Raw genomic sequence first — 10,964 nt, 5'->3', positions numbered from 1 at the left:
TAAAGTTGGCTGACGCAACCATTGTTTTTTGGCGTCAGCCAACTTTACAACTTTATAACCCTATAACCTTTTAACTTCCTAATGTATTGGGTGGTTGCTTTTTTCTTCTTCCAGATCAATCCGGGCTTCCTCTTTGCGGATTACTTCATCATCAAACTCCTGTTTTTTACGAAAATGCTGTAAGGCGGTCCGCTTTACGGATAGAATGTCGTTACGTATCTGGTTGTATTGCGCCAGAATTTCACCGTCACTTTCGATAGATTCCAGATGTCGTTTTGTCTGGAGCATATCGTTTTCTATCCGGTCCCTCATATCGCCCACTAATTCATTGGCCTTTATCTCATTAGCATAATTTTCGGTCAGATGATTTAAGGCAGCTTTCTGAAGTTTCAGGCGAATTTTTGTTTCCTGTTCTTCTTCCGGTATACGCACATCGTCGTCCTTAAAATTCACCAGTTGAATTACAAAAGGCAGCGTTAGCCCCTGAAAGACCAGTGTGACCAGAATGACGACAAACGTAATAAACAAAATCAGGTTACGGTGTGGAACTTCTAACGGAACAGCCAGGGCCGACGCCAGTGAAACTACCCCTCGCATACCTGCCCATCCCAGAATAACGGGCCCGCGCCAGCCGACATTTCGCCGAGCTACGGTTATGTATTGACCGATAAACTGTGTGAATGCAGCTGAAAAAAACGCAAATGCCATTCGGGTAACAACAAGTACGCCAGTTATAAGCAAAGCCCACAATACAGCTTCGGTTGTTGAATAATTACCCAAACCCTTCATAATAACAGGCAATTCCAGGCCAATCAGAATAAATACCAGACCGTTCAACGCAAAAACGACGGTAGCCCACATACCTGTACCCTGAATGCGTGAACTATGATTGAGAATGACGTGACTTTGATTAGAAAGAAATAATCCGCCACTAACAACGGCCATCACCCCCGACACATCAAACTCTTCGGCTGCCAGATACATAAAATAGGGCGCCATAAATGTCAGTAAGATACTGATCCGGGTGGATGTTGGCAACCATCGATGAATGGCGTAAAAAGCACCAGCCACCACTAACCCCACTACTACCCCCATTAACGTAACCCACACAAAACTGAGGGAAGCATCCTGCCAAACAAACGAACTCGACGTAACAGCAACCACCGCAAACCGAAACACAACCAGACTCGCAGCATCATTTACCAGGCTCTCACCTTCCAGAATACTAATCGTTGCTTTCGATACATTAACCCCTTTCAGTACCGACGTAGCAGCAACGGCATCGGGGGGCGATACAATACCACCTAATACAAACCCAAGTGCCAGCGTAAAGCCGGGGATAACGGCACTGGATACGAAGGCTACCGCAAATGCCGTAACGATAACCAGACCGAATGCCAATACAAGGATAATCCGTCGCCAACGCCAAAATTCTTTCCAGGACGTAAACCAGGCGGCTTCGTAGAGTAGAGGTGGTAAAAATATCAGGAAAATGAGTTGGGGATCAACACTAATTTCGGGTATTCCAGGAATCAGGCTAATCACTAAACCGCTCAACACTAAAAATATAGGTGTTGGAATTCGTAATCGCTGACCAATCATTACCAGAAGTGAAACGGCCAGCAACAACGATAGACATAAAAGTAAGCTTTGGTGCATGGGTGAATTTAAAACAGTAATCAGCGAAATTACACAGTGAAGTCATTTTTTCAAGTTCACTTCATAATCCTGGCAACGTAACGATTCTCTGCTGAATTGATTTCGGAAAACGGGACAATTAAAAATGTTTTTCAGACGCTACGTATCTGGATATACGTAACGGCAACAGCCCGCTACTCGTTGAAACGTAGTGGCGGGCTGTTAACAGGTTAATCTGAAGTTTATAAGCTTGCCTGCGTTGTATTATATTTTTGCTGGAAGTACGGACCTAAATCCTCTGATAGTACCTCACTTACCTTACTGGCACCAGCCTCCGTAAAGTGCATGTCATCGTAATAATACTCGCTGCTCTTTGGCATTTTCCGTGCTAAATCAACCAAATGCACTTGTAAACCAGCGGCTACAGCTCTCGTTACGTCATTGTACACTTCAAGTCGTTTCCAGCACAGTTCCCCATTTTCGTTTTTGTCTACCCGAAATTTGCCAAGGTCGGTCTGGCTAACCGGATCTTTGCCGAAGCCAACTAATAACGGCTGAGTGATTAGAATCGGTTCAATTCCCTTCTGACGACAAGTATTCACTAATTTCATTACTCGTTCGCGGTAGGCAGGCAGGAAATTTTTCACCAGGGCCAGCTTGTCCTGAAGGTCAGTCAAGGCAATTCTTAACGTATCGCCTGGGTGTACAGGTCGGTAAATGTTGTCATGAAAATTCAGTTTTTGAGTAATAATTCCCCGGCTCACCAGTCGGATTAACCCTACTACTTCGCTGTTCTGCGCAATGGTACGTCCCAGGTTTTTCCACCAGGCATCCCCCAGATCGACGTACGTGTTTTTTAGCATCGTGTTGTCGAAACCATCCATTTTGTCTTTACCAACATCGTTGATTCCAATCAAAAACAGGATAACGTTTGGATGCAGCTTTAACAAATAATCATCGAGCAACACCTGATGGCCAAAAGTAGAATGTCCATTAAGTCCAGCGTTATTTACCCATAAATTACTCATCTGTGGATGCATACGCTGCGCAAAACGAGCCGGCCAGTCGCTACCATCGCCCAGGAAGAAACATTCGGTTGTACTACCCCCAACCGTTAAGACCGTCAGATGATCCGACCAGTTTTTAGGTGGTTCTTCGCCCCGAAAACCAAGTGAATTCTTGGTATGGATGGCGTTTCGTTCTACGGAGGGTAATCCTTCCATCGTAAGCTCATACGTTTTACTTACCGGCAGAATTATTTTATCATTTTTAATTCTGGGATTCAACGGGTTATATATACGCAGACAGATTTCGAGTAAAACGGCCACCACAGAAGTGAGATAGAGCAAATACAAACTGCGACGAACAACCGAACGTAGCAATCCGTGTCTCCTATCAGTATATAAATGTATTAGCTTAATCATACATAATTCATTAAAGAAATTATTGGATAATTATAGGCGAACCACATGACTTAACGACAATTATTTCTAAAAATTATCTATTTAACTAATGATCTTATAATAAGGTCACTTATTACAACTAAATGATGCCATTTCCAGGTAAAGGCCATTTCGGGATTAAGAATTAGCTTCAATACGTAAGCAGTGCATTATAAAAAGTCCATATTCTCATTTATTAGCTCCCGGTAAAACCTATCCATATCTAGAAGGTATTTATAAGGCAAATTCACGGCTCTTTTTGTAAGATATACGCCGTATTAAGTTCACTCAACGTTAATCGACTCAATGAAAAATTTACAAGCAATGGCCTTTTTATCGGTCATTTTCTCCATGTCATTGGTAAGCTCCTGCAAAAAAGATGACGTATTGGAAATCAATGTTCCAGAAACCAATAAAAGCCCTACTACGTCAGGAATTCAGGGAAATGTGTTTGAGCCAGCTCTGGTAGAAGCTACCGACGATCGGATTGCGCAGTTGAAAGTTCCCGCAGGTTTTACCGTCCGAAAATTTGCAGACCAGCTTGGTAAGCCTCGTATGCTGGCGGTCGGTACGTCGGGGAACGTATACGTAACAGATCGAATGGCAGGCACCGTAACGCTTTTGCAGGATACTAACAGCGATGGTAAAGCCGATACAAAGAAGGTCGTAGCCAATATTAAAGACGTTCATGGACTCACCATTTATACAAATAAGATGTATCTGGTGGCAATTCGGGAGGTCTATAGAGCTGATATAAACACCGATGGTACGTTAGGCCAGCCCCAAGTGCTGATTAACAACCTTCCTGACGCAGGTCAGCACCCGAACCGAACGATTGGTTTCAGTCCAGACGGATTTATGTACATCACGGTTGGTAGTACCTGTAATGCCTGCGCCGAACCAAATCCCGAACATGCCACTATGCTCCGGGCGAATCCGGATGGCACGGGACGTAGAATTTTTGCTAAAGGGCTACGTAACACCATAGGTTTTGGCTGGCATCCGCAAACCAAAGAACTCTATGGTTTCGACCACGGCATTGACTGGCTTGGCGATGAACAACAATCCGAGGAGTTGAACGTCATTAAGGAAAACGCGTTTTACGGCTGGCCATACATTTATGGGGATGGCAATTACAATCCGCATCCTCGTCCGATGGGTGACACTACGTATGCACAAATTCTGGCTAAAACTACGTTACCGGTATTTCAGTATGACCCTCATGCAGCCCCATTAGGTATGATTTTTTATACCAGCACCGGTGCCCCAGGCAGTTTCCCAGCCGAATATCAAAACGATGCCTTTGTCACCATGCGTGGCTCCTGGAACCGGACACAACCTTCTGGTTATAAAGTGATACGTGTCCATTTTGAAAACAACAAACCCGTTCGGGCAGAAGATTTTGTATCGGGTTTCCTGGTCAATAATAACCAGGCCCAATTTGGCCGACCGGTTGGCATCGCTACGTTGCCCGACGGGTCATTACTTTTCACTGATGACACGAACGGCGTTATTTACCGGGTGAGTCGGTAATATTGAACAGTAGCCAAGCTGACAAAACAAGTTTAATCTGACAAAAGAAGCCCCTACCGTTTCCAGCAGGGGCTTCTTTTGTCAGATTAAACTTTAAATCAATTTAATCCTGGTTTTACTTCACTTCTTCGTACGGTACGTCCGATACGTTGTCGCCCGTAGGTTGACCTTGGTTGGCACCACCGTCGGCGTTACCAGTGAAACCAGCACCGTCGGTTGGGTTAGCGCCTGCGCCACCGGTTGCATTGTACATCTCTTGCGAGGCTGTTGCCCAGGCTGCATTCAGACCTTCCAGCGCAGTATCGATGGCCGCTACGTCGCGTGAACCGTGGGCTGTGCGTAGGCTTGCCAAAGCGCCTTCGATGGCCGTCTTGTTGCCTTCCGACAGCTTATCGCCGTACTCTTTCAATTGTTTCTCGGTCTGGAAAATCATCGAGTCGGCCTGGTTGACTTTCTCAATTTTCTCCCGTTCAGCTTTATCAGCGGCTTCATTGGCCTTGGCCTCTTCGCGCATCCGGTTGATTTCGGTTTCGGTCAGACCGCTCGACGCTTCAATCCGGATTTTTTGCTCTTTGCCAGTGCCTTTATCTTTCGCCGTTACGTGCAGAATACCGTTGGCATCTACGTCGAACGTAACTTCAATTTGAGGTACGCCACGGGGCGCTGGTGGAATATCGGACAGAATAAATCGACCTAGTTGACGGTTCTGAGCCGCCATCGGACGTTCGCCCTGCAATACGTTGATTTCTACACTTGGCTGGTTATCCGACGCCGTCGAGTACGTTTCCACTTTCTTGCTTGGGATGGTCGTGTTGGCTTCTACCATTTTGGTGAACACACCACCCATCGTTTCAATACCCAGCGAGAGAGGAATAACGTCGAGCAACAATACGTCTTTCACTTCACCCGTCAATACACCTCCCTGAATAGCAGCACCGATAGCTACAGCTTCGTCGGGGTTAACGGCTTTCGACGGTTTTTTGCCAAAGAGTTTTTCTACTTCTTCCTGAACTTTCGGAATCCGGGTCGAACCACCGACAAGAATTACTTCGTCGATCTGACCGGCCGACAAACCTGCGTTTTTCAGGGCGCGACGGCAAGGCTCCAGGCTGCGCTGAATCAGCGAATCGGCTAATTGCTCGAATTTTGCGCGGCTCAACGTACGTACCAAGTGTTTTGGAATACCGTTCACCGGCATGATGTACGGCAGATTAATTTCTGTTGAGTTCGAGCTCGACAGTTCGATTTTAGCTTTCTCAGCAGCTTCTTTCAAGCGTTGCAGCGCCATCGGATCCTGACGAAGATCGATGCTTTCGTCTTTCTTGAACTCATCAGCCAGCCAGTTGATAATCACCTGATCGAAGTCGTCACCACCAAGGTGCGTATCACCATCGGTCGATTTTACTTCAAATACACCATCACCGAGTTCAAGGATCGAGATATCAAATGTACCACCACCTAAGTCAAATACGGCGATTTTCTGATCGTGGTTGGTTTTATCCAGACCATAGGCCAAAGCAGCAGCGGTTGGCTCGTTAATAATCCGTTTTACGTCGAGACCGGCAATCTGACCGGCTTCTTTCGTAGCCTGACGCTCAGCATCGTTGAAGTAAGCCGGTACCGTAATAACCGCTTCGGTTACCGTTTGACCCAGATAATCTTCAGCCGTCTGCTTCATTTTTTGCAGAATCAGGGCCGAAAGTTCCTGTGGTGTATATTGACGATCGCCGATTTTAACGCGGGGCGTTCCGTTTGGACCGTTCTCTACGTCGTAAGCGATTGTTTTCGTTTCGTTGGTTACCTCATTATAACGTTTACCCATGAAACGCTTAATCGAGGAAATCGTATTTTTCGGGTTGGTGATGGCCTGGCGTTTGGCGGGAGCGCCTACTTTGCGTTCGCCGTTGCCGTTGTCCATAAACGCCACTACCGAGGGGGTTGTCCGGGCGCCTTCGGAGTTGGGGATTACAACCGGCTCGTTGCCTTCCATCACGGCCACGCACGAGTTCGTGGTGCCTAAGTCAATACCAATAATTTTTCCCATAACTGGTTTAGTTTCTTTGTTGGCTGTTTGAAAAACTGACAGACGTATACTATCTAACAATACAAATGCCAGCCGGGCAAACTTGTTTGATTTGCTGTCAGATTGGCAGATTCATGTATCCTTCCGGGCCACAATGTCGCTTTTAACGTACCGTTCCATTTAAAGTGTGGCAGACCGTCACACTCCACTGGTTACATAATTCTCTAGTTACGTACTTAACGCAGCAACCTTAACGTAATGCGAATAGCTACTGTATTGTCAGGGCATATTGCCTATTCCAAAAAACGGCCTCCCCTGCGCTTAATTTTCAGTATAAATACGTCCTACTTCTTTTTTGTATTCACTACGTTGGTAGTCGCTGCGTATGCCGGTTGCGTCCCTTTCTTTTTTGCCAGAACCATTTATCCATGAATCGAAGAACATTTGTACGTAATGGGTCTACCACCCTTTGTTTATTACCTGTTTTCAGTTATCCTGTTTTGGCTCAGCTAAAACGAATAGCCCCAACTGAAAAACCCACCTGGCTCCTCGAATTGATTAAAGGTAATGATCAGCAGCTCGTTAATGTCCGAGCATTACGTATCACGGATGCTTCAAGCCCAGCGTTTGGCGGCCTGAAAGATTACGACGACATCCCAAATCCACAAACCACATCCGATTTTGTCAGACGAGCAGCCTGTGCGATATCATGCTCAGAATCCGAACATTACCGCTCAAAAACTTTGCTACAGGAAATGGACGTAGCGTTAAAGTACTTACTAAGAATCCAGCATTTCGACGGTACGTTGGATTTACCAGCTACCAATTTCCACTCGACGCCCGATACCGGTTTTATTGTAAAACGACTCACTACGGCGTATTCGTTACTGGCCAAATCCGGTACGCCGATGATGGACGGGGTGCTTGCTACGTTTAAATCGTTTCTGCTGAAGGCCGGTGAAGCGCTGACAGTTGGAGGTATTCATACACCTAATCACCGCTGGGTAGTGTCGGCGGCATTGGCTAAACTCAATACGCTCTGGCCAGATCCCCGCTACGTTGCCCGTGTTGACCATTGGCTGTCAGAGCACATCGACATGGATAATGACGGACAATACAATGAACGTAGTACGCTAATATACTCACCTCTGACAAACCGTCTGCTCATTACGATTGCCAAGAACTTAAACAAACCATATTTATTGGACTATGTTCGGCGAAATCTAGCCATGACGTTGTACTACCTTCATCCAAATGGTGAGTTGGTAACAGAAGCATCGGGGCGACAGGATAAGGCGGGAATCGGTACGCCCGAAGGGTACTGGTACGCCTACCGGTATATTGCCTTACTCGACAAAAATGGTGAAATGGCAGCTATGTGTCGTCAGATTGAGAAAACGCTTTTGCCTAAATCGATTTACTACGTTGATTATTTCCTGGATGATCCATCGATATGGCGCGAATTACCGCCTAGCCAGCCACTCCCTACGAATTATGTAAAGGCTTTCCCTAAATCAGGGTTAGTACGTATTCGGCGGGGAGCCTGGGATAGTACAATTTTGCAAGCTAATCCGGTTTTGTTAACGTTCCATAAAGGCAACGCCATTTTGCAGGGAGTACGAATAGCCTCTTCATTTTTTGGAAAAGGTCAGTTTCAGACTGAAATTATTGACAAACAGGGCGACATGTGGATTCTGACCCAATCGCTAGAAGGGCCATATTACCAAACGTATCCGCCGGAATCTATCCCCGCCGATGGCGATTGGGAGAAAATGTTACGTACGAATCGTAAACAAAGTGAAATTCAACGGCTTCAGTCACGTATTATAATTCGCGAAGTGCAGCAGGGTATTGAAGCAACGATTCAGATAAACGGTACCGACAACGTACCGGTTGCCTTAGAATTGATTTTTCGGCCAGGCGGTACGTTCGCGGGTGTCACGAAGCATCCGAATCGAGAAAATTCCTTTCTATTGTCAGGGTCAGGAAGTTATACGGCTCAGGGCGATACTATTACGTTTGGGCCGGGTTTACAACTGCATAAAAATGTCCAGTTGCGGGGTTCGTTACCGTCGATGGATGCGCCTACTGTATACCTTACCGGCTTTACACCATTTCAGCATACCCTTACTTTAACATAATCAGAGCTCAATACAAAAGCACTGATTATCAATTACGTTAACAGTGTTAACCTATTGTTAAAGATAAAAGACAACCCGCACGAGTTGTCGTTTATCTTTACGTAGATATCGATACACTAGCGACCGCCTAATAGACCGCCCAGCATACCACCCAAACCTCCGCCACTACCTCCACCGCCTTGTTGTGAAGCTATCCGCAGTAGGTCGTTCATATCAAGTTTACCATCAGCCATGGCAGATCCGGCCATACCCATCCAGTCGACGCCATGCTGACCTGTAGCTGCACCCAGAATCGAGTTACCATCAACGCTTGAATCGTTCGGATCTGATGCTTTATGCATCAATTTGCTCAGGACAATTGGTACTAGTGCACCTGCTATCGACATCGCAACCTGGGGAGAAATACCCAGTTTTTCCATCAGGCTTTGCTCAACATGTTGCTGAACACCCTGTGTTACAGGGCTATTCTGCACATTTGCACCGTTTACAACCATCCCCAGCAAATTACCCAGACCACCGCCCTGCGCCTGTTGACCTAAGCCACTCATAATGCTGCCGGCTACAGTCTCCATAACGCTATCGTTTTGGCTGTTCGGGATGGCGGGATTATTAATCACCGCCTGGCCTGCCTGCTGCTTTACCAGATTCATTAGTGTTTCTAACATGACTGCTTGTTTTTAATTGGTTAAGCGGGAATGGGTTTAGCCCGCGCGTTAAAATTAGATAGATTCCTCAGCAAACTTCAACTTGAATAGTTAATTTGCCCCGAATCTGTTACATACTATGACGAATGAAGAACCAAAAAGTAGCGGTTCGGTTTCAGAAAACCAATCGTTTACTGATAAAATAAACCCATTATTAACTAATTTACTGTATCCCAGCGAGTCGGATGAGCCCATTGAACCCGTTACCTGCTATTTAAAACAGGAAGAAACGCTGACGGTAAGCCAACTTAAAGACTGGCAGATGCTCCCGCCCGAAATTTATGTAGAGGAAATTCCAGAAGCGGATTTTTGGGCTCCCATCATTACCGAACAGGAATGGTATGGCGATGAGGAAAAGGCACGTACTGAACAATTTCAGCAGTTGAAACAGGAGCTCGAAAAAGAGTTGTCCGTTCGGCAAGTATTTAGAGTGGGGAATACCGAAATAGATGTTTTTCTACTGGGTAGGCTGGCCGATGGCACACGCGCAGGTATTAAAACGAAAGTAATTGAGACCTAACAATTGCTGTTCATTGACGTATCAAAAACGAAAAACCCGGCTCATCACCGGGTTTTTCTATTTTTAATTCTGTTTACTTCACCTGTTCTACAACAGCGGCAAATGCTTCCGGGTGGTTCATAGCCAGATCAGCCAGAACTTTACGGTTAAGTTCGATACCGGACTTGTTGAGGGCTCCCATCAGGACTGAATAGGTAGTACCATTGATACGCGCACCGGCGTTAATACGTTGAATCCAGAGAGCCCGGAAATCACGTTTCTTAGCACGGCGGTCGCGGTATGCGTATCCAAGACCCTTTTCGACAGCGTTCTTAGCAACTGTCCAAACATTTTTACGCCGACCAAAATAGCCTTTGGCCAGCTTCATTACTTTCTTCCGACGCGCCCGTGAGGCAACGTGATTGACGGAACGTGGCATTGTATTGTTAGTTGTTTTTTGATAACAGGCGGAAGGTTAATTAATGAATAATGTAGAATGCCTAATGTAAAATGACCCTTGTCACTAACCATTATTCATTTCCATTAAACAGTATACATTCTCTTTTTATGCCTGGGATCGGGTGAAACGTGAACCAGGAACGACTTCGCTCCTTTTCGTAAACTGCTTAGATAAGCAGTTTACATTTTCATTCTGATTAGACGTTCAGCAACATTTTGATACGTCGCTCATCCGGACCAGCTACTAACGTATCGTGTACCAGATTACGCTTTTGCTTGGTCGTTTTTTTCGTCAGAATGTGACTGTGGAAGGCATGCTTCCGCTTGATTTTGCCGGAGCCTGTCAGCTTGAAACGCTTCTTGGCAGCCGAGTTTGTCTTTACTTTTGGCATTGGAGTAACCGCTTTTTTGAGAACTTTTTCGTAAACAGGCCGCAAAGATACGAAAAAGAGTTATAAAGTTATAGGGTTATGCCGTTGTAAAGTTGGCTGGCGAATAATCTTCGTTCTCGCGCCAGCCAACTTT

Annotated in this window: 9 protein-coding genes; 3 read left to right on the top strand and 6 right to left on the bottom strand. The window is 45.8% G+C overall.

Going from position 1 to position 10,964, the window contains the following annotated elements; all coding sequences use genetic code 11:
• Positions 1-78 precede the first annotated feature (78 nt).
• A complete protein-coding gene (locus tag ACYVF1_RS09130; protein WP_461077874.1) occupies positions 79-1,659 on the bottom strand; it encodes a Na+/H+ antiporter in 1,581 nt (526 codons plus the stop codon).
• 221 nt (positions 1,660-1,880) lie between these two features.
• Positions 1,881-3,062 carry an SGNH/GDSL hydrolase family protein gene (locus tag ACYVF1_RS09125; RefSeq protein ID WP_461077872.1) on the bottom strand — a complete coding sequence of 394 codons (1,182 nt, stop codon included), beginning with the start codon at positions 3,060-3,062 and terminating at the stop codon, positions 1,881-1,883.
• A 324-nt stretch (positions 3,063-3,386) separates the two neighbouring features.
• Here ACYVF1_RS09125 and ACYVF1_RS09120 point away from each other — a divergent pair, with 324 nt between their 5' ends.
• The gene (locus ACYVF1_RS09120) at positions 3,387-4,613 is read left to right on the top strand and encodes a PQQ-dependent sugar dehydrogenase (protein WP_461077870.1); all 1,227 of its coding nucleotides are present in this window, start codon (positions 3,387-3,389) and stop codon (positions 4,611-4,613) included.
• 115 nt (positions 4,614-4,728) lie between these two features.
• Here ACYVF1_RS09120 and dnaK read toward each other — a convergent pair whose 3' ends face one another.
• Entirely contained in the window at positions 4,729-6,657 is a 1,929-nt protein-coding gene (dnaK, locus tag ACYVF1_RS09115) for a molecular chaperone DnaK (protein ID WP_461077868.1), read from the bottom strand.
• Positions 6,658-7,064: 407 nt separating this feature from the next.
• Between dnaK and ACYVF1_RS09110 the strand changes: the two genes are divergently transcribed.
• Entirely contained in the window at positions 7,065-8,777 is a 1,713-nt protein-coding gene (locus ACYVF1_RS09110) for a hypothetical protein (RefSeq protein WP_461077866.1), read from the top strand.
• A 116-nt stretch (positions 8,778-8,893) separates the two neighbouring features.
• On the opposite strand, the gene ACYVF1_RS09105 is transcribed toward ACYVF1_RS09110, so the two are convergent.
• On the bottom strand, positions 8,894-9,442 hold the full coding sequence (locus ACYVF1_RS09105; protein WP_461077864.1) for a hypothetical protein: 549 nt from the start codon (positions 9,440-9,442) through the stop codon (positions 8,894-8,896).
• 118 nt (positions 9,443-9,560) lie between these two features.
• Between ACYVF1_RS09105 and ACYVF1_RS09100 the strand changes: the two genes are divergently transcribed.
• A complete protein-coding gene (locus tag ACYVF1_RS09100) occupies positions 9,561-10,001 on the top strand; it encodes a nuclease A inhibitor family protein (protein ID WP_461077863.1) in 441 nt (146 codons plus the stop codon).
• Between the two features lie 73 nt (positions 10,002-10,074).
• Here ACYVF1_RS09100 and rplT read toward each other — a convergent pair whose 3' ends face one another.
• Positions 10,075-10,419, bottom strand: a complete 345-nt coding sequence (rplT, locus tag ACYVF1_RS09095) for a 50S ribosomal protein L20 (RefSeq protein WP_461077862.1) — start codon at positions 10,417-10,419, stop codon at positions 10,075-10,077.
• Positions 10,420-10,636: 217 nt separating this feature from the next.
• Positions 10,637-10,831, bottom strand: a complete 195-nt coding sequence (gene rpmI, locus ACYVF1_RS09090) for a 50S ribosomal protein L35 (protein WP_190886153.1) — start codon at positions 10,829-10,831, stop codon at positions 10,637-10,639.
• Positions 10,832-10,964: the final 133 nt, after the last annotated feature.

The sequence above is a fragment of the Spirosoma flavus genome, from assembly GCF_054778555.1.
This window is presented reverse-complemented; position numbering and strand designations above follow the sequence as displayed.